Genomic DNA, 19,465 nt, shown 5'->3' with positions numbered 1-19,465 from the left:
CCCTCCCCGACGGCCCGGCCCTCTCGCACGGGGGCCGGGCCGTCGGCGTTCCCCGAGGGCCCGGGGCCGGTCCCCCACCCGCTACCCTCGCCCCGTGACGAGCCACCCCGCTTTCCCTCCTCCCCCCGGCGCCCGCGCCTACCGCCTGCGCACCTCACGCGGCGAGTTCGCCGTCGTCGACTCGTCACCGGCAGCGGGCGTGGAGGCCAGGGGAGCCGTGCTGATGCTGCCCGGGTTCACCGGGAGCAAGGAGGACTTCAGGCTGCTGCACGAGCCGCTCGCACAGCGGGGATACCGGGTCGTCGCCGTGGACGGGCGGGGGCAGCACGAGTCCGGCGGTCCCCTGGACGACGAATCGGCCTACGCGCAGCGGGAACTGGCGCGGGACGTGCTCGCGCAGGCCGAGGCCCTCGGCGCGCCCCTGCATCTCGTCGGGCACTCGCTGGGCGGGCAGATCGCCCGTGCGGCCGTGCTGCTCGACCACTCGCCCTTCCTCTCGTTCACCCTCGTCTCGTCCGGCCCGGCGGAGATCTCCGTCTCCCAGCAGCAGCGCGTGAAGCTGCTGCGGGACGCGCTCGCCGTGCTGTCGATGGACGAGGCGTGGGAGGCCATCCGGGCCATGGGGCCGCCGGAGGAGGTCGGGGGACCCGCCCGCGGCCTCGGCGACCAGGAGCAGTTGCGCCGCCGCTGGCTGGGCCACAGCCCTGCCCAACTGCTGGCCACCGGGCGCCAGTTGTGCAACGAGCCGGACCGCGTCGCCGAACTGGCCTCGGTCCCGCTGCCGTTCCACGTCCTGTCGGGCGCGCACGACGACACCTGGCCGGTGGCGATCCTCGACGACATGGCTCTGCGGCTGGACGCGCACCGCACGGTCGTCACGGGAGCGGAGCACTCCCCCAACGCCGACCGTCCCCTGCCGACGGCCCACGCCCTCGCGGCCTTCTGGGACGGCATCGAAACGGCCTAGGTGTGCGGTCCGGCTCCGAGCCGGTCCTCGCCAATGCCCGGCGGGGCACGGAGCGCGGCCTAGGGCTGTCCGGCTCCGAGCCGGTCCTCGCGTCGCCCGTCACCCACCTCCGTGGACAGGACCTAGTACTGCGTCCGCAAGTGCTCCCAGAAGCCGTCGCGCAGGGCTCGCCGCAGGTCCGCCTGGCCGCGCAGCGAATACTGCAGGAGGCCCTCCGCCTCCACGAGCAGGTCCTGGTCGACCGAGCCGGGCAGGTAAGGGTGGCCGGGCAGCAGCTCGACCAGAGTGTCCCGGCCGCGTGCCGCGAGCCACTTCGCGGCGATCTGCGCGCCCACGAACCGCACGTCCTCCCGGGTGGGCCGGCCCGCGCCCGACTCGTGGAGCTGGGCCGTGCGGCGGGAGACGTACGGCTTGAAGAAGTCGAGATCGAAGGTGCGCTGACTGTCGACCTCCCACAGGAGGGGCTCCGCCTGGTTGCGGCCCTCCGGCGCCTCGATGCCCCAGAGGTGGACCCGGGCGCCGTACCCCTGGGCCGCCTCCACCGCCGACACCAGGTCCTCGTCGCCGCCGAGCAGAGCCGCGTCGCTGATGGCGCGGTGCCGGGCGAGGGACTCCAGGTCGGAGCGGATGAGGGAGTCGACGCCCTTCTGCTGGTTGTTGGCGTTGAGGTTGCCCAGGCGCACCTTGACGTCCGGCAGTTCCGCGATGGTCTGCTGCTCGCCCGTGTGGATGCGGCGCCGGGCGCCGTCGTACCAGTAGACCCGCAGCAGCCGGCTGTCCGCGAAGATCGTGCGGGCCTTGTCGATGAGCGCGTCGATCAGACCTTCGGCGTCGAGGTCGAAGGCGCGGCGGTCCTCCGTGCCGGCGACGAGGCGTCCGGCGGCCGCGTACAGATACCCGGCGTCGACGAAGATCGCGTGGGTCGAGGGCGTCTTCGCCACCTCGGCGAGCATGCGCTGGAGCAGCTCGTTGGTGCGGTCGATGCGGGCGTGGAGGGCCGCGAGGTCGTCGTTCATCACATCCATTGTCCCGGCGGTCACGCTGCGAACACAACCGGTCCCGGTCGGTCCCGTAACCACGTTCTTACGGCACGGTAATTAGCAGTTCGAAAAATTTCCTTAGCGTAGGGAATGTTTGACCCGCGCTTCTCTGTTGACCCATACGGAACACCGGACACCGAGTCCGGTGGGCCGCACCACCGAGTAGTTCTCCTCAGGAGGATGACCAGACGAAGGGAGAAGCCCTTGCGCTTCGAAATCATGCGACTCGACGACGTCGACGGCACACCTGTGGACACGACCGTCGTGGACGCCGCCTCCGTCAACCGCATCGTTCAGCAGGCGGCCGCCATAGGGCAGCGCCTCTGGATCCGCCCGGCCGAGACCACGGCCTCATAAGGCGCGCAGCTCTCCCACACTTCGCAGCCCCCGCCCGGCATCGGCCGTGCGGGGGCTTCGCTGTCGCGGACCTCGGCGAGACCGGGGGCGTATGGGCTGGGGGCACGGCGCGAGCCAGGACAGGACGGTGGAGCATGTCGGTGACGGACCGGTCGCACACGGAACTGCACGGGCAGGCCGCCGACGAGCCGCCCGGCGTGACGAGGACTCCGCCGCCGAGCGCGAGCCGGTCGAGGCCGCCCGGCATGTCGAGGACTCCGCAACCGAGCACGAGCCGGTCGAGGCCGCCCGGCGGTCGGCGGGCGGTTCCCCGACTCCCCGTACGTTCGCCGTCCGCGCCGACCGGAGCCTCGGCCGGGGCGGCCTGTCGCCCTCGGCGGTCGTGGCGGACATCCACCGCGAGGTCATGGACCCGCGATGCGGCAGCTCGCGGCCGTCACGCCGCAGGGGGACCCGGGCGACTGTGGCACCGCCCCTGACGCCGCCCGGCAAGACGGATCCGCGGCGTCCTGACCCTCTCTCCAGGCCCGACCCGGCCCCTCAGCTCCCCTGGATCACCTGCGTGACGCCGTTGATGATCTGCTGCACGGCGATGGCGGAGAGCATCATGCCCGCGAGCCGGGTCACCAGTACCACTCCGCCGTCCTTGATGATCCGGATGATCACCAGTGAGTAGCGCATCACCATCCACAGCACGACATGGATGGCGAGGATCGCCGCCCACACCGACACCTGGGTGGTGACGCTGTGGGCCTTCTGCACGGCGAGGATGACCGACACGATCGCCCCGGGCCCCGCCAGCAGCGGCATGCCCAGCGGCACGAGGGCGACGTTGACGTCCTTGGTCTGCTTCGGTTCGTCGGTCTTGCCGGTGAGCAGGTCCAGCGCGATCAGCAGGAGCAGCAGACCGCCCGCGATCATCAGCGCGGGCACGGACACGTGCAGGTAGTTCAGGATCTGGTGCCCGAGAAGCCCGAACACGGTGATCACGCCGCCCGCGACACAGACGGCCTGGAAGGCCATCCGCTTCTGCACCTTGCCGGGCCGGCCGGCGGTGAGCGCGAGGAAGATCGGTGTGATCCCCGGGGGATCCATGATCACGAAGAGGGTCAGGAAGAGGGAGCCGAAGACGGCGAAGTCGAACATGGTGAGCCTTGCGCAGGGGGCTGCCGCTGTGGTCCGGCGTACCGCACGGCGGAACGGGTGAGCACAGCGGGCAGCGCCGAGTGAGAAAAGCCGAGTGAGGAAAAGGGGAAACGGACCTACGGGAGAAGAGGAACCTCAGACGGCTCCGCCGGCGCCCGGCACGGGAAACGCCCCGAAGGCCCGTCGTGTGATCTCCCCGTAGACCTCGGGATCCGTCGTGTACTCCCCGAGCACGCACGTCTTGCGACTGCCGTGGTAGTCCGACGACCCCGTGACGAGGAGCCCGAGCTCCTTCGCCAGCCCCCGTAGCCGCGCGCGGGTGTCGGCGTCGTGGTCCATGTGGTCGACCTCGACACCGTCCAGCCCGGCAGCGGCCATCTCCGCGATGGCGGCCTCCGGTACCGTGCGCCCCCGCTTGCTCGCCCCGGGATGCGCGAACACCGCGACCCCGCCCGCGCCCTTGATCAGCCGGATCGCCTCGAAGGGGTCGGTCTCGTGCTTCTCCACGAAGGCCCGGCCGCCGTCGGCCAGCCAGTCCTGCGTGAAGGCGTCGTTCACGGTCGGCACGACGCCGAGCTCGACGAGCGCGCTCGCCACGTGCGGACGCCCCACGGACCCGTCACCGGCGATCCGCGCCACCTGCTCCCACGTCACGGGCACGCCCAGCTGCTGAAGCTTGACGATCATGCCCTGGGCGCGCGGCACCCGGTCGTCCCGGACCAGCTCCCGTTCGGCGAGCAGTCGTGGCTCCTCGGCGTCGAAGAGGTAGGCCAGCATGTGCATGCTGATCCCGTCGAGCCGGCAGGAGAGCTCGGCCCCGGTGACCAGCGTGACCCCCTCGGGCAGCGCGGCGATCGCCTCGGCGTGCCCGCGGGTGGTGTCGTGGTCGGTCAGCGCGACGACGTCCAGTCCGGCCGCGGCAGCCTTGCGCACCAGCTCGGCGGGGGTGTCCGTACCGTCGGAGGCGGTGGAGTGGGTGTGCAGATCGATGCGCACGGCACGGACTCCAGACACGAACGACACGAACAGGGCCGCTCCAGGATAACCGGCTTTTCAACGCCGAATGTCACACCCGAACCCGGCAGGCACCCCCTACACCCCTCAGGGGCCCTACACCCCTCAGGGTCCCAGCAGCCTCGGGGACAGGGCGCCACAGGGCACCAGCTCGACCTCCGCCCCGGCGTCCCGCAGGTCGGTCAGCACCAGCTCGTCGTACATCAGCAACCCCGACTGCTCGGGCCATACCACGGCCCACAGCCACATCCCCAGCGCCTCACCGGCGAAGACGGCACGATCGTCGGGGGCCCCGGCCACATGCCACAACGGCGTGGGACGTCCGGCGGCCAGCACCTTCGCCTGCGGCGGCTTCTCGACGTTCATATGGGGCCCCGGGTCGGGGCCGTCCAGGCCCGCGTAGCGCGCCCCGAGCCCGACTCCGAGCTCCTCGGCCACCAGGATCAGCTCGCCCATTCCGCCGAGCGGCCCGGGCCCCGTGCAGGCGACAGCGGTCGCACGGCCGCCCGTGCGGTCGTCGCCCGCGCAGGCCACACCCGTGAACAGCCATCCGACCGGCAGCGGCCACGGCATCCACACCGGCACCTGGGTGCGGTGCACCACGACGTTGAGGGCGTCGACGCTGGGCGGTATCACGGGCTGCACCGGATGGACGGTGCCGTGCACATCGCACTGCCACGAGTCGGAGAAGAGGCCGGGAGCCCGGACCCGGCCACCGCACTTCGGGCAACTGGGTTCGCCCCTCATAGGGCCCCACGGTCCTACCCCCGCCGCGCCGCGTCAAGGACGATCACCCATCCGGACGGAACCCTTCACGACCCACACTAGATGTATATGGCATTAGTTAGAGTTGCTAACTTAAGATGTGTATATACCAACCATCTTCGTCCCGGGAAAGGCGGCACGCCATGGACCCCTTCGACGCCGGAGCGGGTGGCCTCCTGAAGCAGCCCAAGTCCGTGTGGGCGACCGCCGGAGCGTCGGTCGTCGCCTTCATGGGCATCGGGCTCGTCGACCCGATCCTGCCGTCCATCGCCCAGGGCCTGGACGCCACGGCCGGCCAGGTCTCCCTGCTCTTCACCTCGTACTTCCTCATCACCGCCGTCGCGATGCTGGTGACCGGCTTCGTCTCCAGCCGGATCGGCGGCCGCAGGACCCTGCTGCTCGGCCTCGCGTTCGTCGTGGTGTTCGCCGGGCTGGCGGGCACCTCCGGGTCCGTCGGCGAACTGATCGGGTTCCGGGCCGGATGGGGCCTCGGCAACGCGCTGTTCGTCTCGACGGCCCTCGCGGTCATCGCCGGCGCGGCGGCCGGCGGCAGTGCGGCGGCGATCCTGCTGTACGAGTCGGCCCTCGGCCTCGGCATGGCCTGCGGTCCGCTGCTGGGCGCCCTGCTCGGCGACGCCAGCTGGCGCTACCCGTTCTTCGGCACGGCGTTCCTGATGGCCATCGGCTTCCTGTGCATCACCGTGTTCCTGAAGGAACAGCCCAAGCCGGCCCGCGAGACCTCACTGCTGGATCCGATCAAGGCCCTCGGCCACGGCGGCCTCGCCTCCGCGGCCGTCTCGGCGTTCTTCTACAACTACACGTTCTTCACCGTGCTGGCCTTCACGCCGTTCGTGCTGAACATGAGCCCCTACCGGTCGGGGGCGGTGTTCTTCGCCTGGGGTGTGCTGCTCGCCGTCTTCTCGGTGATCGTGGCGCCCCGGCTCCAGAAGCGGTTCGGTTCACTGAAGGTGCTCGGCGGTTCCCTGGTGCTGCTCGCGGCCGACGTGCTGGTGCTCGGCTACGGCTCCCACCCGACCGCGGTCGTCTGCACGATCCTGTCCGGCGCCTTCATCGGCGTGAACAACACCGTCTACACCGAGCTGGCCCTCGGCGTCTCGGACGCGCCCCGACCGGTGGCGAGCGCGGGCTACAACTTCGTGCGCTGGTTCGCGGCGGCGGCCGCTCCGTACTTCGCGCCGAAGATCGAGCAGTGGACCGACATCCACATCCCGTTCGCGGTGGCGGCGGTCACCGCGGTGGCGGGCGCGGCCGTGGTGGTCGTACGGCGCAAGGCCCTCACAGCCGAAGCGGAAGAGCCGGAGCCCCGGCACACGACCGAGGACGGCGTCACCGTCTTCGCCAACTGAGGCCACCCGGGCTGGTGTTGGTGAGCTTCCTCACTCCAGCGGGACGGACTTCCGGGACGGATCCCGGAGGTCCGTCCCCTGGTTCAGCCACCGTTCCTGGAGCGCCTGCGCGCCGTGCACCCGCTTCCAGGCGGCCTCGTTCGGGGTCATCGGCAGCAGCGGCAGGAACCGTACGGGGTCGAAGGGCTCGTCGAGCTCCAGGTCCTCCACCAGGCCGCCCGGCTCGGCGACCAGCACCGAGGTGAACGGGGCGCCCGGCCACAGCGGCTCACCGATGTCGAGGGACGCGCCGGGAGCCACGACCACTCCCTCCACCTGCGGAGACGCGGCGAGCACGGCGAGCGGCCGGAGCGCCTTGTCGGTGTCGGCACGCCCGGAACGGACCGAGAGGATCAGCTCGGCACGCGGACCCTTGACGGGGTCGGCGATCACCGCCGTGGGATCCGTCATCGGGTGCGCGGACATGCCGAGCGAGGCGTAGCGGACGATGCCGCCCTCCTGGAAGCGGAGCACCTCGATGCGGTCCGTGCCCAGGAAGGTGACCGCCGCGCGCGCGTCCGGTTCGCCCAGCGCGGTACGCAACCGGGCTTCGACCAGAGGAAGAACATCTGCCATGCGGCGAGCATAGAACTCGCCAGTAGCGGGCAAGGCAGCACCTTGACAGTTGTGTCGGCTGCTACTCTTGCCCGGTGGTTCGGGGCAGCACGCAGAAGCGTCGCGATCAAGCCCCGACGCCCGAAGGAACTCCCTTACGAGGGACCGGCCGGAGGAGGTGGGGCTGCAATGGATCGAAGTCGACCGTGCAGTAGCACCACGCTCTTCGCGCCGCCGATGTAGCTGCTTCGTTCTCCGGCTGCCACCTCTCGCACTCGCTTCACCGCGGAAGAGCGCTTCGTTTCGCTTTGCCTGATCTGCCTCAGTAGCTGAATCAGTAACGAAACCGGCCACCGCGACGGTGCGGTGCTCCCCGCTTTGTGGACGTGCCAAACATCCGTAGTCACTACGTCCTCATTCCGGGTGGTTCCACCCGTCGCCGGCGCCGTTCGTTGCCTGCCCGCGAAGGAGCCCGCCATGTCGATGATCCGCGACCTGCGCGCTGTCGTCCGTCCGCCCCGTGTCTCGCTGCGCAAGGACGGCGGGACCTACGACGCCACCCGCAGCCCCGCCGCGTCGTCCGCCGTCGTCGACTGCGCCGTCTACCGCGACGGCCGCCGCATCGAGACCGGGACCGCGCTGACCCCGCACGAGGCGGTGCGCCTGGTGCGCCGCGACGGGGGTTTCGTATGGATCGGCCTGCACGAGCCGACGGAGGCCGAATTCTCCGGCATCGCCAGTGAGTTCGGGCTGCACCCGCTCGCCGTGGAGGACGCCGTCCAGGCCCACCAGCGGCCCAAGCTGGAGCGCTACGACGACTCCCTGTTCACGGTCTTCAAGACCATCCACTACGTCGAGCACGACCAGCTCGACGCCAACAGCGAGGTCGTCGAGTCCGGCGAGGTCATGTGCTTCACCGGACGGGACTTCTTCATCACCGTCCGGCACGGCGGGCAGGGCTCCCTGCGGGCCCTCAGGCACCGCCTCCAGGACGACCCCGAGCTGCTCGCCAAGGGCCCCTCGGCCGTGCTGCACGCCATCGCGGACCACGTCGTCGACGGGTACATCGCCGTCGCCGACGCGGTGCAGGACGACATCGACGAGGTCGAGACCGAGGTGTTCTCCCCGGGGCGCAAGGGCGCGCCGCGCGGTTCGGACGCCGGCCGGATCTACCAACTCAAGCGCGAGGTGCTGGAGTTCAAGCGGGCCGTGTCGCCGCTGCTGCGGCCCATGCAACTGCTGAGCGAGCGGCCGATGCGGCTGATCGACCCCGACATCCAGAAGTACTTCCGGGACGTCGCCGACCACCTGGCCCGCGTCCAGGAGCAGGTCCTCGGCTTCGACGAGCTGCTCAACTCCATCCTCCAGGCCAACCTCGCCCAGGCGTCCGTCGCCCAGAACGAGGACATGCGCAAGATCACCTCGTGGGCCGCGATCATCGCCGTGCCGACGATGGTGTGCGGGGTGTACGGCATGAACTTCGAGTACATGCCGGAGCTGCACTGGAAGTACGGCTACCCGGTGATCCTGAGCTTCACGGTGGCCGTCTGTCTCGGCATCCACCGCACGCTGAAGCGGAACGGATGGCTGTGAGCAGCCTGGTTAGGCTGGGGCCCATGACAAGCGAGCTGCTCGACCAGGCCCTCGTCGAGGAGGCCACGAAGAAGTCCGGCCTCGTCTGGGTCCAGGGCCCCGACGGCCCGGCGCGCGCGCTGTGGCACGTGTGGCACGAGGGTGCCGCGTGCCTGGTCGGCGACGGGCCCGGCGAGCAGCCGCTGCCGGGGCTGGCCGACGGCGCCGAGGCGACGGTGACGGTCCGCAGCAAGGACAAGGGCGGCCGGCTCGTCACCTGGACGGCCCGGATCACCCAGCTCGCGCCGGGCTCCGAGGCGTGGGACGCGGCGGTCGCCGAGCTCAAGGGCAAACGGCTGAACGCGCCCGACGGCGAGGCCGTGCCGGAGCGCTGGGCCCGCGAGTGCCGGGTGCTGCGTCTGGAGCCGACCGGGGAGACGGCGCCGCTGCCCGAGGGCTCCCTGTCCGAGCCGCCCCTGCCGTCCCCGGCGATCACCCGCCGGCCGGTCCCGGCGGGGCTGCCCCGCCTGCTGCTGAAACGGCGCAAACGGGCCTGACGGCCTACGACGCCGGCAGCTCCTTGCCGTAGTCCACCGTCTCGTTCTTCTCCGGCTCCCTGAGGGAGAAGTCCTCACCCCAGGCGGAGAACGTGAGGGTGCCCGCCCCGCCGGCCCGCTCCAGGCGCAGCGGATACGGCTTGCCCTCCAAGGAGACCTCCAGGGTGCCGCCGGAGCCCTTGTCTCCGGTGACGCGGATGGTGCGGACGCCCGCCTCCTCGGCGTGGCCGTCCGTCGCGAGCGTCCCGTGCAGGGTGAGCAGACCGTCGAGGAGGAGAGCCTTGTCCGTGAAACCGCTGAACTTCTTGTACGAGGGGTCGCCCTGCGGCACCTTCACGAACTTGCCGCCGAGCTTGGAGGCCGCCGCCGCGTCCCCCTCGCCGTCCTCGCCCTGGCCGCTGCCGTGAGCCCAGAACCCGGCGTCCGCCTTGATGTAGAGCTGCTCGCCGATGCGCAGCAGCTTGAAGGTCGCGCCCTGGGTGGTGACCGAGCCGTCGCCGCCGTCGTCCTTCAGCCGCATGTCGAGGGCGTACGTCCGCTCGCCGCTGACGACGTTGCCGTGCACCCGGACCGCCCCGGCGGTCTCGGCGGCCGACCGGGTCTTGCTCTGGATCTTGGCGGCGGGGAGTCTGCCGACCCCGTTGGTGCCCTCGTTCGGATCCTCCGCGCAACCGGTGAGCACCGTTCCCGTCACGAGCAGCGCGCACGTCGCGCCGGCGAGTGCGGCACTGCTGCTGCGACTGCGGCTGCGGCTCTGGCGAATCGGAGTCACAGGTGGGGCTGCCTCTCTGACGAAAGACCTGAACGGCGTATCGCAGGGTACCGGGGTCGTGCGGGCAGGTCGGAGCCAGTCCGTCCGGACCGCCCGCCGACGCGGCCCCGATCGGGACGGGCTAGCCTGAAGCCCACCCGAGCGGGCAATTCGGAAGACACAGGCACAAGGACAGCCGCACAGACAGCCACCACGAACCACCCCGCACGAAAAGGAGCCGCGGCCATGGCAGCGGGCGCCCCCCGGATCTTCGTATCGCACCTCCAAGGTGTCGCCGTCTTCGACCCAGCCGGTGACCAGGTGGGGCGGGTGCGCGATCTGGTCGTCATGCTGCGGGTGGCGCAGCGACCGCCGAGACTGCTCGGCCTCGTCGTCGAACTCGCCACCCGCCGCCGCATCTTCCTGCCGATGACCCGGGTCACCGCCATCCAGTCCGGCCAGATCATCACCACCGGCGTGCTCAACGTCCGGCGCTTCGAGCAGCGGCCCACGGAGCGGCTGGTGTTCGGGGAGCTGCTGGACCGGCGCGTGACGCTCACCGAGACCGGCGAGGAGGTCACCGTCCTCGACCTGTCGGTGCATCAGCTGCCGGCCCGCCGGGAGTGGGAGATCGACCGGGTCTTCGTCCGCAAGGGCAGGAAGGGCAGTGCCTTCCGGCGCGCCAAGGGCGAGGCGCTGACCGTCGAGTGGACGGCCGTCACCGGCTTCTCCCTGGAGGAGCAGGGGCAGGGCGCCGAGAACCTGCTGGCCACCTTCGAGCAGCTGCGCCCCGCCGACCTGGCCAACGTCCTGCACCACCTCTCCCCCAAGCGCCGGGCGGAGGTCGCCGCCGCCCTCGACGACGACCGGCTGGCCGATGTGCTGGAGGAGCTGCCGGAGGACGACCAGATCGAGATCCTCGGCAAGCTGAAGGAGGAGCGCGCCGCCGACGTCCTGGAGGCCATGGACCCGGACGACGCGGCCGACCTGCTGGGCGAGCTGCCGACGGACGACCAGGAGCGGCTGCTGAGCCTGATGCAGCCCGGCGACGCGGCCGACATGCGGCGCCTGATGTCGTACGAGGACCGCACGGCGGGCGGTCTGATGACCACCGAGCCGATCGTGCTGCGCCCGGACGCCACCGTCGCTGACGCCCTGGCCCGGGTCCGCAACCGCGACCTCTCCCCCGCCCTCGCCGCCCAGGTGTACGTCTGCCGGCCCCCGGACGACACACCGACCGGCAAGTACCTGGGCACCGTCCACTTCCAGCGCCTGCTGCGCGAGCCACCACCCACCCTGGTCAGCTCCATCCTGGACAACGACCTCCAGCCGCTCGACCCCCAGGCGGACCTGCCCGCCATCGCCGGGTTCTTCGCCACGTACGACATGGTCGCGGCGCCCGTCGTCGACGAGGCCGGCGCGCTGCTGGGCGCGGTGACCGTGGACGACGTGCTCGACCACATGCTCCCGGAGGACTGGCGGGAGACCGAGTTCCACTTGGACGAGGAGGTGGCCACCGATGGTTCCTGAGCGTGAGAGCCTGCGCGAGCGCACCCCGGCGGGCGCCACGGCCGCCTCCCGGCCGCGCACCACCCGTCTCGACCAGCCGCTCCCGCGCCGGCGCCGGTTCCTGCCCGAGTACGACCCGGAGGCCTTCGGCCGGCTGTCGGAGCGCATCGCGCGCTTCCTGGGCACCGGGCGGTTCATCGTCTGGATGACGGTCGCCATCATCCTGTGGGTGGTGTGGAACATCTTCGCGCCGAGCGGCCTGCGCTTCGACGAGTACCCGTTCATCTTCCTGACGCTGATGCTGTCCCTGCAGGCCTCCTACGCCGCCCCGCTGATCCTGCTCGCGCAGAACCGGCAGGACGACCGCGACCGGGTCAATCTGGAGCAGGACCGCAAACAGAACGAGCGGTCCATCGCGGACACCGAGTACCTGACCCGTGAGATCGCCGCCCTGCGCATCGGCCTCGGCGAGGTCGCCACCCGCGACTGGATCCGCTCGGAGTTCCAGGACATGATCAAGGAGCTGGAGGAACGCCAGAACGGTCACCGTCACGAGTCGGTCGTAGTCCCGGCGGAACGATCACGAGGACGTGACGCAGACGACCGCTGAGACGCTTCCCTACGCCCCGGTAGAGCGCCGTACCATCGTCCTTATGGCTATGGAAGACGCGGTGCGCGAGGCACTGGCGACGGTGAACGACCCCGAGATCCACAAGCCCATCACCGAACTGGGGATGGTCAAGTCGGTGGAGATCGGTGCGGACGGGGCGGTCGCGGTCACCGTGTACCTCACGGTCTCGGGCTGCCCGATGCGGGACACGATCACGCAGCGCGTGACCGACGCGGTCTCCGCGGTCGAGGGCGTCACCCGCGTCGACGTCACGCTCGACGTGATGAGCGACGAGCAGCGCAAGGAGCTGGCGTCCGCCCTGCGCGGCGGCCAGACCGAGCGGGAGGTGCCCTTCGCCAAGCCGGGCAGCCTGACCCGCGTCTACGCGGTCGCCTCCGGCAAGGGCGGCGTCGGCAAGTCCTCGGTGACGGTCAACCTGGCGGCGGCGATGGCGGCCGACGGCCTCAAGGTCGGTGTCGTCGACGCCGACATCTACGGCCACTCCGTGCCCCGCATGCTGGGCGCCGACGGCCGTCCCACCCAGGTCGAGAACATGATCATGCCGCCGTCGGCGAACGGGGTGAAGGTCATCTCGATCGGCATGTTCACGCCGGGCAACGCCCCGGTCGTCTGGCGCGGCCCGATGCTCCACCGCGCCCTCCAGCAGTTCCTGGCGGACGTGTACTGGGGCGACCTGGACGTGCTGCTCCTGGACCTGCCGCCCGGCACCGGCGACATCGCGATCTCCGTGGCCCAGCTGGTCCCGAACGCCGAGATCCTGGTCGTGACGACGCCTCAGCAGGCGGCGGCCGAGGTCGCCGAGCGCGCGGGCTCCATCGCCGTCCAGACCCACCAGAAGATCGTCGGCGTGGTCGAGAACATGTCGGGCCTGCCCTGCCCGCACTGCGACGAGATGGTCGACGTCTTCGGCACGGGCGGCGGCCAGACGGTCGCCGACGGCCTGACCCGCACGACCGGCACGAACGTCCCGGTCCTCGGCAGCATCCCCATCGACGTCCGTCTGCGCGAGGGCGGCGACGACGGCAGGCCGGTCGTCCTGACGGACCCCGACTCCCCGGCCGGCTCGGCCCTCCGGGCGATCGCGGGCAAGCTGGGAGGACGGCAGCGCGGTCTGTCGGGCCTGTCGCTCGGTATCACTCCGAGGAACAAGTTCTGAACTGACTCAGGGGCGCGGGGAGCTGCGCGAGCCGGCGCATCGCACCCGCAGCCGCCCCACCCGTCCGAGACCCTGGGGCGAAGGGGCGCCGAAACCAGCCGGCGCCCCGGAACTCACGTGTACGTGGCGATGTCCTTCACCACGGCGAAGCCCAGCCCGTAGGCGCTCATGCCCCTGCCGTACGCCCCGAGGTGCACCCCGGCCGAGGTGGAACCGGCCAGCACCCAGCCGAACTCGGACTCCCGGTAGTGGAACGCCGTGGGCACCCCGTCCACGGGGAGCGACAGCGTCGACCAGTCGGACCCGTCCAGGTCGTCCGCCAGCACCCACGCCGTCTCCGTCTGCTGCTCCAGCCAGTCGTCCCGCAGCGCGTGGTCCATCTGCCCGGGCCAGGTGAAGGACAGCAGCCCCACCCCGGCCAGCCACGCGGCGGAGGACACGGACGTGGCCTCCAGCAGCCCCGTCCCGTCCGCCGTGCGGCGGGAGGGACTGGCCGCCACGGTCACCACGACCGCGAACTTCTCCTTGGCCTCCTGATCGCCGCCGGCGGCATGCTCGTTGCGCACCGTGGGCTCGTCACCGTGCCCGATGGACCCGTGTTCCACGGCCCCGTCGGCCGTCGTACCGACCTGCATCAGCCAGCGCGGTCCTGTGAACGCCTCGTCGAGGCCGTACCACGGGAAGGGCGCACGCAGGTAGCCGTCGACCGTACGCCGGGCGGAGGGGAGCTGTTGCCCACCCTCCGCGGCCGGCGTCTGCGCGACTGCCCGACTCGTCGTCTCCATGTGCCCGTACGCCTCCTCGCTCTAGTCGGACCGGGACGGCCCGCCCCCCTTCGGACGTACTCGTCACGGTCCGCACCACAACTTGGCAGCATAGCCACACCGCTGCGAGCAGCAGGGAAACCGCCGGGCGCGTGGGCCGCACGGGCGCCCGGTTCAGGCCGTACACAGCCCGACCGGAGTATGAAACGCGTCACGCGCCCGGGGGCGTACGCCCCCGGGCATGTCGCTCAGGTGGCGTCCGCGTCGAAGGGCGGCCGGTCGTCCGGGTCGGGCGTCTCCGGCCTCTTCGTCATGTCGATACGGCCACCGGACGAACCGGCGACGCCGGTGGACGACGCGGAGGACGTGTCGGAGTCACGGCTGTGGACGGCGTCGGTGACCTCGGCCATCTCCTTCTTCAGGTCGAAGCCGTTGCGGATCTCCTTGAGTCCCAGGTCCTCGTTGTCCAGCTGCTTGCGCATGAAGGTCTTGGGGTTGAGGTCCTCGAACTCGAAGTCCTTGAACTCCGGGCCGAGTTCCTCCCGGATGTCGTTCTTGGCGCTCTCCGAGAACTCACGGATCTTCCGGATCGTGCGCGTCACGTCCTGGATGACCTTGGGGAGCTTGTCCGGACCGAAGACGAGCACGGCGAGGACGATGAGCGTCACCAGCTCGAGTGGTCCTATGTCATTGAACACCTGAAGCTCCTAGCGATGTCCTCGGTCCTCGGCCCTCGTGGTCGGTGCGGGTCTTGCCGTGGTCCGGGCCGGATCCACGGTACCCGGCGATCCTGTCCGACCGGTACTGTCCCGGGACCTCCGAGTGCGGGAGGTGTGAGCGCTTTCCCGATTGTTTGCCTTGTCGGTCCCTTGTGGGACCGGACGGGACGTCCTGGCGGGTCGCGGACATCATGTCTCAGCCACCGGACGACCCGAGGACGAGGGAGACGGTTCGTTCCTTGCCGGCGCGCTCCACGGTCAGCTCCAGCCGGTCTCCGGGTCGGTGCGCCCGCGTCTTGACGATCAGTTCCTCGCCGGAGTGCACCCGCCGGCCGTCGACCTCCCGGATGACGTCGCCCGCCTTGATCCCGGCCTTGGCACCCGGGCCGCCCACGGTGACCGGCGGCCCGCCCTCGCTGCCCTCGGCGGCCACGCGGGCGCCGTCGCCCGTGTAGTCCATGTCCAGGGTGATGCCGATGACCGGGTGGGTCGCCTTCCCGGTGTTGATCAGCTCCTCGGCGACTCGTTTGCCCTGGTTGATGGGGATGGCGAAGCCGAGGCCTATGGAGCCGGACCGGCCGCTGTCCTGCGTGGAGCCGCCCTCCGCCGAGCGGATGGCCGAGTTGATGCCGATGACCCGGGCCCGGGCGTCGAGCAGCGGCCCGCCGGAGTTGCCGGGGTTGATGGGGGCGTCGGTCTGCAGCGCGTCGACGTACGACACATCGCTGCCGTCACCCTTCTCGCCACCGGCCGTGATGGGCCGCTGCGTGGCGCTGATGATGCCGGAGGTGACCGTGCCGGCCAGGTCGAAGGGGGCGCCGATCGCCACGACCGGGTCGCCGACCTGCACGTTGTCCGAGTTGCCGAGGGGCAGCGGGGTGAGTCCGCGGACGCCCTTCACCCGCACGACGGCGAGGTCGTAGCCGCTGTCCCGGCCGACGACCTCGGCCTGCGCGGTCTCCCCGCCGTTGAACGTCACGGTGATCTCACCGTCCGGCCCGGCGGGCTGCACGACGTGGTTGTTGGTGAGGATGTGCCCTCGGGTGTCGAGCACGAAGCCGGTGCCCGTGCCCTGCTCGCCGGCGCCGCTGACATGCAGGGTGACCACGCTGGGCAGGGCCCGCCCGGCGATCCCGGCCACACTGTCCGCGTCCCGCGCGGAGGCCTCCTTCCCGGCCTGTGCCAACTCGACGGACCCGACGCCTCCGTTCCGCTCCAGATACGTCCCCACGGCGCCGCCTACGCCGCCGGACACCAGCGCGATCAGCACGGCGGCGAGCGCCAGCGCCGTCCGGCCCCGCTTGCGCCGCTGGTCCGTGCTGAGCACGGCGGCACCGTTCTGCTGGAGGGGCCCATGGCCCCCGGCGACCGTGGGAGCCGCCCAGGGGTCGTAACGCTGCCAGGGGTCGGGAGCGGGAGCCGGGGTGGGGGGCGGCATCTCGGCGGGCGCCTGAGCGGCGGACGCGGGGCTGCCGGGGGCCGGCGGTGTGTGAGCGGCTGGCGCTGGGCTGGCGGGGGCCGCCGGTGTGTGCACGGCGGGTGCAGTACTGCCTGGGGCCGGTACAGGCGGTGCGTGCACGGCGGACGCGGGGCTGCCGAGGGCCGGTACAGGCGGGGTGTGAGCGGCTGGGGTGTGGCTGGCGGGGGCCGCCGGTACGGGCGGTGCGTGCACGGCGGACGCAGGGCTGCCGAGGGCCGGTACAGGCGGGGTGTGAGCTGCTGGCGGGGGGCTGGCGGGGGCCGCCGGTACGGGCGGTGCGTCCACGGCGGACGCAGGGCTGGCGAGGGCCGGTACAGGCGGGGTGTGAGCTGCTGGCGGGGGGCTGGCGGGGGCCGGTACGGGCGGTATGCCGTGCCGCGGCGGCACACCGGCCGGGGTGCCCGGCACGGTCGGCCCGCCCGGTGCCGCCACGCCCTCCGCGGGGGCCGTCGCCGCCGGGTGCTGGACGGGCGGGGCCGGCGCCCAGGGGCCGGGTTCGCCGTAGGGCGGGGTGCTGTAGGGGTCGGGGTCGTGCAGCGGCCGGGGAGCACCCTCGGCCGGCCCGGTGTGCGAGGCGGAGGCGCCAGGGCTGTCCTGGCTCTGGCCGACTCCCCGGGCGGCGGAGACCGAAGGGGCGCCCTCGGCGGGCACCTCGCCGGAGGCCGTCGCGACGGGGGCGCCGCCGGACGGCACCCAGGTCGTGACGGAGACGCCGTCAGTCGGCACCCCGGTCGCGACGGGGGCGCCGTCGGACGGCGCCGCCTCGGGTCGCCTCAACTCATAGTCGCCGTCTTGCTCGCGCCGAGGAGCGGGACGCGCCAGCTCGAAGTCCCCGTCGCTGTCGGTCACGCCCGCCGGGGCGGCCGTCGGCCCGTGCACCCCGATCGCGGCCCGGTCCTCCCCGACGCCCCCGTCCGGATCCTCCGGCTGCCCCGGAAAGGGTTGCGGTCGCGGACGGCTCCACCACTTCGCCTTCGTGGGCTTCCCCTCGTTCATGCTCTCCCCACAGCAGCGGCACGGCTCGTCGCGGTGGCCGCAGTTCGTCGAATCGGCGCCCGGCCACACCTCGGCCGCGGGCGACAACCCTCGGATTCAATCAGGTCCGCGGTCCGGTGCGCAGAGGGCGGTCAGTGAGCCGTACGCGAGGAGGCGGGGAAAGAGGGGGACGAGGTCGTGTCCGGAAGGGGCACGGCGAACAGGGGAGCGGTGATCTCGGGGACCGAGGACCACGAGGTCAGGGGGCCCGGTGCGGCCGCCTCAAGCGGACGTATCAGCGGGGACATGGCGGCGGCACCGGCCACCACCGGGGCGGTCAGGGCGTGCATCGCGTGGTGCCGGGCGGCGGACGGTACGCCGGGCAGCAGCGGTGCGGACACCTCGGTCGGAGCGACCGGGGCGCGGCCGACCATGCTCTGGCCGTGCACCTGCCCGAGCAGCGGCGCCGTCCGGCGGCGCTGGGACTCGGGCGTCGTCGCGGCACCGGTGCCCTGGGTGCGCATCGGTGTCACATTGCTGCCCGTGCCCTGGCCGCCGCGGGCCTCCGCGTCGGCCGGGATGCCGGTGGTGACCCCGCCCAGAGCGATCGCGGCGAGGGAGACGGCACCGGCGGCGACGAACGCGAACCGCAGCCGCGAGGAGGACCGGTCGGTGTCGGACCGGCCGATGTCGTGGATGCGGAAGCCCTTCCCCGTGGGCAGACCGCTGCGGTCGGAGGGGAGGCTCCGGCTGCCCGGGGAGGCGGGCAGTGCGGGCAGGTGCGGGCGGGACGGGACGTACTCGAACTCGAAGTGCTCGCCCCGCTTCACCGCGAAGGCCCCGGACGATCCGAACCGTCCCGACAGTCCTCCGGGCAGCCCTCCTGTGCCCGGCGGCATGAGATCACCGTCCGGGCCGCCGCCCGCGGGTAGTCCCTGCAGGCGGGCCAGGAAACTCTCGGAAGGGGGTGGCGGGGCCGCCTCCGCGAAGACGTTCTTCAGCCGTCGCTGGGCGTCCACCTCCGCCTTGCACTTCGGGCAGGTGGCCACGTGCGCCAGTACGCGCTCGCGCGCGTCATGACCGAGTTCTCCGTCCACCAGGGCGGAGAGGCGGTCTCCCAGATGCTGCTCTGCGAGGTGACCCTCGGAAGCTTTCGGCCGTGATCCGCTCACGTGCTCGCGCCCCCTCCTCCCAGTGCGGGAACACGGGGCACGAAGGAGCGGCGCTCGGCGCGCGCCTGCGGTGACCGGTGCGCGAGGGCCTTGCGCAGCTGGGACCGGCCGCGGTGGATCCGCGAGCGGACCGTGCCGAGCTTGACGCCGAGGGTCGCGGCGATCTCCTCGTAGGACAGTCCTTCGATGTCGCACAGGACGACCGCGGCGCGGAACTCGGGGGCGAGGGTGTCGAGGGCCTGCTGCACGTCCGCGTCGAAGTGCGCGTCGTTGAAGACCTGCTGCGGCGAGGGCTCCTTGCTGGGCAGCCGCTCGGCCGCGTCCTCGCCGAGCGCGTCGAAGCGGATGCGCTGCTTGCGGCGGACCATGTCCAGGAAGAGGTTCGTGGTGATGCGGTGCAGCCAGCCCTCGAAGGTGCCCGGCGTGTAGGTCGACAGGGAGCGGAAGACGCGGACGAAGACCTCCTGCGTGAGGTCCTCCGCGTCGTGCTGGTTGCCGGTCAGACGGTAGGCGAGCCGGTAGACCCGGCCGCTGTGCGTGCTGACGATCTCCTCCCACGTGGGCGGAGTCCACGCCTGCCCGTCCGCGTCGGTGGTGAAGGTCGCGGTCTGGGCGAAGTCAGCGGCGTGACTGTGGTCAGCAGCGGTGTCGTTCACGGATGTCGGCCTGCCCGCTGATCCGAGGAAGCGCCTCAGCACCCCTACGCGATCCCCAGGCGCAGCCGCACCTCCCCTGTCAGCTCTGGTGGTGTCCAGTGGAGCCCCTACCATAGCCACCTCGCCCGTTAGGACCGGATAAGCGGTTTTACGAGAATTTGATCTGGGTCGATACGCCTCGTACTGCTGCGTCGGCACTTGCTCGGCATCCTGATCCACCGCCCGCCCCCCCGTCCCGGCCCGCGTCGTTTGCTCTCCCCTTTAAACGACCGG

The 19,465-nt window shown here is 71.5% G+C and carries 19 protein-coding genes; 8 read left to right on the top strand and 11 right to left on the bottom strand.

What is annotated here, in order from left to right:
• Nucleotides 1–94: 94 nt before the first annotated feature.
• Nucleotides 95–967, top strand: a complete 873-nt coding sequence (locus tag QNO09_RS19355; protein WP_283971457.1) for an alpha/beta fold hydrolase — start codon at nt 95–97, stop codon at nt 965–967.
• 122 nt (nt 968–1,089) lie between these two features.
• On the opposite strand, the gene QNO09_RS19350 is transcribed toward QNO09_RS19355, so the two are convergent.
• Complete coding sequence (locus QNO09_RS19350; RefSeq protein ID WP_283971456.1) at nt 1,090–1,983, bottom strand: NYN domain-containing protein; 894 nt, start codon at nt 1,981–1,983, stop codon at nt 1,090–1,092.
• Between the two features lie 228 nt (nt 1,984–2,211).
• On the opposite strand from QNO09_RS19350, the gene QNO09_RS19345 reads away from it, so the two are divergent.
• Entirely contained in the window at nt 2,212–2,364 is a 153-nt protein-coding gene (locus tag QNO09_RS19345; protein WP_094057445.1) for a DUF8834 family protein, read from the top strand.
• A gap of 540 nt (nt 2,365–2,904) precedes the next feature.
• Here the strand turns inward: QNO09_RS19345 and QNO09_RS19340 are convergent.
• The 3 genes from QNO09_RS19340 to QNO09_RS19330 all read right to left on the bottom strand — a co-directional run bounded on the left by QNO09_RS19340 (nt 2,905) and on the right by QNO09_RS19330 (nt 5,271).
• Nucleotides 2,905–3,510 (bottom strand): MarC family protein, encoded by a 606-nt coding sequence (locus QNO09_RS19340; RefSeq protein ID WP_283971455.1) that lies wholly within the window; start codon nt 3,508–3,510, stop codon nt 2,905–2,907.
• 135 nt (nt 3,511–3,645) lie between these two features.
• Nucleotides 3,646–4,506, bottom strand: a complete 861-nt coding sequence (locus QNO09_RS19335; RefSeq protein WP_283971454.1) for a PHP domain-containing protein — start codon at nt 4,504–4,506, stop codon at nt 3,646–3,648.
• 123 nt (nt 4,507–4,629) lie between these two features.
• A complete protein-coding gene (locus QNO09_RS19330) occupies nt 4,630–5,271 on the bottom strand; it encodes a DUF6758 family protein (RefSeq protein ID WP_283971453.1) in 642 nt (213 codons plus the stop codon).
• A 161-nt stretch (nt 5,272–5,432) separates the two neighbouring features.
• Here QNO09_RS19330 and QNO09_RS19325 point away from each other — a divergent pair, with 161 nt between their 5' ends.
• Nucleotides 5,433–6,656: an MFS transporter gene (locus QNO09_RS19325; RefSeq protein WP_283971452.1), complete on the top strand. Its 1,224-nt coding sequence runs from the start codon at nt 5,433–5,435 to the stop codon at nt 6,654–6,656.
• A gap of 30 nt (nt 6,657–6,686) precedes the next feature.
• Here the strand turns inward: QNO09_RS19325 and QNO09_RS19320 are convergent, their stop codons facing one another.
• Nucleotides 6,687–7,271, bottom strand: a complete 585-nt coding sequence (locus QNO09_RS19320; protein WP_283971451.1) for a suppressor of fused domain protein — start codon at nt 7,269–7,271, stop codon at nt 6,687–6,689.
• Nucleotides 7,272–7,727: 456 nt separating this feature from the next.
• On the opposite strand from QNO09_RS19320, the gene QNO09_RS19315 reads away from it, so the two are divergent.
• Together QNO09_RS19315 and QNO09_RS19310 are read left to right on the top strand one after the other, a co-directional pair.
• Nucleotides 7,728–8,843, top strand: coding sequence for a magnesium and cobalt transport protein CorA (locus QNO09_RS19315; protein ID WP_283971450.1), 1,116 nt, complete (start codon nt 7,728–7,730; stop codon nt 8,841–8,843).
• A gap of 23 nt (nt 8,844–8,866) precedes the next feature.
• On the top strand, nt 8,867–9,379 hold the full coding sequence (locus QNO09_RS19310) for a hypothetical protein (RefSeq protein ID WP_283971449.1): 513 nt from the start codon (nt 8,867–8,869) through the stop codon (nt 9,377–9,379).
• Nucleotides 9,380–9,383: 4 nt separating this feature from the next.
• Here QNO09_RS19310 and QNO09_RS19305 read toward each other — a convergent pair whose 3' ends face one another.
• On the bottom strand, nt 9,384–10,151 hold the full coding sequence (locus tag QNO09_RS19305; RefSeq protein WP_283971448.1) for a hypothetical protein: 768 nt from the start codon (nt 10,149–10,151) through the stop codon (nt 9,384–9,386).
• Between the two features lie 225 nt (nt 10,152–10,376).
• Between QNO09_RS19305 and QNO09_RS19300 the strand changes: the two genes are divergently transcribed.
• Genes QNO09_RS19300 through QNO09_RS19290 form a run of 3 tightly spaced genes read left to right on the top strand, consistent with a single transcriptional unit; the run spans nt 10,377 to nt 13,426 of the window.
• The gene (locus QNO09_RS19300; protein WP_283971447.1) at nt 10,377–11,660 is read left to right on the top strand and encodes a magnesium transporter MgtE N-terminal domain-containing protein; all 1,284 of its coding nucleotides are present in this window, start codon (nt 10,377–10,379) and stop codon (nt 11,658–11,660) included.
• The gene (locus tag QNO09_RS19295) at nt 11,650–12,249 is read left to right on the top strand and encodes a DUF1003 domain-containing protein (RefSeq protein ID WP_283971446.1); all 600 of its coding nucleotides are present in this window, start codon (nt 11,650–11,652) and stop codon (nt 12,247–12,249) included. The genes QNO09_RS19300 and QNO09_RS19295 overlap by 11 nt, the downstream gene beginning before the upstream one ends.
• 43 nt (nt 12,250–12,292) lie before the next feature.
• On the top strand, nt 12,293–13,426 hold the full coding sequence (locus QNO09_RS19290; protein ID WP_283971445.1) for an Mrp/NBP35 family ATP-binding protein: 1,134 nt from the start codon (nt 12,293–12,295) through the stop codon (nt 13,424–13,426).
• A gap of 113 nt (nt 13,427–13,539) precedes the next feature.
• Here the strand turns inward: QNO09_RS19290 and QNO09_RS19285 are convergent, their stop codons facing one another.
• The 5 genes from QNO09_RS19285 to sigE form a co-directional block, all read right to left on the bottom strand.
• Nucleotides 13,540–14,211: a hypothetical protein gene (locus QNO09_RS19285; protein ID WP_283971444.1), complete on the bottom strand. Its 672-nt coding sequence runs from the start codon at nt 14,209–14,211 to the stop codon at nt 13,540–13,542.
• Nucleotides 14,212–14,438: 227 nt separating this feature from the next.
• Complete coding sequence (locus tag QNO09_RS19280; RefSeq protein WP_283971443.1) at nt 14,439–14,888, bottom strand: sec-independent translocase; 450 nt, start codon at nt 14,886–14,888, stop codon at nt 14,439–14,441.
• A 217-nt stretch (nt 14,889–15,105) separates the two neighbouring features.
• Nucleotides 15,106–17,385 (bottom strand): trypsin-like peptidase domain-containing protein, encoded by a 2,280-nt coding sequence (locus QNO09_RS19275; RefSeq protein WP_283971442.1) that lies wholly within the window; start codon nt 17,383–17,385, stop codon nt 15,106–15,108.
• A 131-nt stretch (nt 17,386–17,516) separates the two neighbouring features.
• Nucleotides 17,517–18,461, bottom strand: coding sequence for an anti-sigma factor family protein (locus QNO09_RS19270; protein ID WP_283971540.1), 945 nt, complete (start codon nt 18,459–18,461; stop codon nt 17,517–17,519).
• A 71-nt stretch (nt 18,462–18,532) separates the two neighbouring features.
• Nucleotides 18,533–19,234: an RNA polymerase sigma factor SigE gene (sigE, locus tag QNO09_RS19265; protein ID WP_283971441.1), complete on the bottom strand. Its 702-nt coding sequence runs from the start codon at nt 19,232–19,234 to the stop codon at nt 18,533–18,535.
• Nucleotides 19,235–19,465: the final 231 nt, after the last annotated feature.

Origin of the sequence: Streptomyces sp. 378 (assembly GCF_030124145.1) — a bacterium.
Classification (GTDB): Bacteria; Actinomycetota; Actinomycetes; order Streptomycetales; family Streptomycetaceae; genus Streptomyces.
Note: the sequence above shows the minus strand (reverse complement) of the source record. Positions and strands in the feature narration are given on the sequence as shown.